The organism is Elstera litoralis (genome assembly GCF_000963705.1).
Taxonomy (GTDB): domain Bacteria; phylum Pseudomonadota; class Alphaproteobacteria; order Elsterales; family Elsteraceae; genus Elstera; species Elstera litoralis.
Genome location: NZ_LAJY01000904.1, coordinates 1 through 990, shown reverse-complemented (window position 1 = coordinate 990; position 990 = coordinate 1). Strand labels below are relative to the sequence as shown.

Here is a 990-nt window from a genome sequence, read left to right as displayed (position 1 = left end):
CCCTGATAGACGCTTATGAGCGCGCTGGAGGCCATAGGATTAGTGCCTACCCAACAAGCTTAATTGACCAAGCGACGAATGCAGCAGCTGAGGAGTTGATGAACTGGTCCGTCCTTGCGGGGCAGTCTTTGCTAACGCAGAAGTATGAAAGCTTTTTATCTCGCAGAATCGGGAGTTGAGATGATTTCGACTTATATATTCATCAACCGCTTACGATATGATCGTTTGCGATACGACTATGCTCGGGACAAGACAGCCTCAAGGCTTGTTGCGGCCTTTGATCAAGAATTCTTTGATCGAGTTCCCGTAGAGGCAGCAGCCCGGTTGGATCGCGTTTCTTGCCTTGAGCCCTTCAATCATCAAACTTTATCCCAGTTAATTGCCGAAGAGGTCGCATTAGCGGGCTCTCCCGACAGAATAAAACTGATTTGCTGGGAGGAGGATGCACTACTTCTCTGCGGTAGAATACGCCGCGAGTTTAATATTCCAGGGCCAACAGAAATTGATTTAAGTGTCTATCGTAACAAGATAGACATGAAGAAAAAACTCATGGAAGCAGGTATTAGAGTGCCTCGTTTTGTTACGGCGGAAATGCTGGCATCCACGAATTCGCCTAAAAAACTTATGTCTCAAATTGCTGCATATGTGGGCTTTCCACTGATCGTAAAACCGATCGATGGTATGGGAGCGCTCGAAACTTACAAGATTTGCGACCAGACGGCCCTCCTCGCGTTTATCGAAGACCATCGTGATGAGCTTCTTTCCTGGAATTTCGAAGAGTTCATCCAGGGCAATATCTTTCATTGCGATACCTTCTTCCATGAAGGAGAGCCCGTGTTTGTTGGTGTCGGAAAACATGTCGGCTCCCCCCTAGCATATGTAAATGGGCAAACCAGATGCACCATCGTTGTCGAGCCAGAATCCGACGAATGGCACCAGATCAAGGCTTTCAACGAGAAAGTGTTAGAAAGCCCTGCCGTCTCTCAGTTG

At 47.7% G+C, this 990-nt stretch carries 1 protein-coding gene; it reads left to right on the top strand.

Going from position 1 to position 990, the window contains the following annotated elements:
• Positions 1-144: 144 nt before the first annotated feature.
• Positions 145-990: ATP-grasp domain-containing protein (locus VZ95_RS20655; protein ID WP_045777539.1), on the top strand; the 846-nt coding region annotated here is incomplete at its 3' end.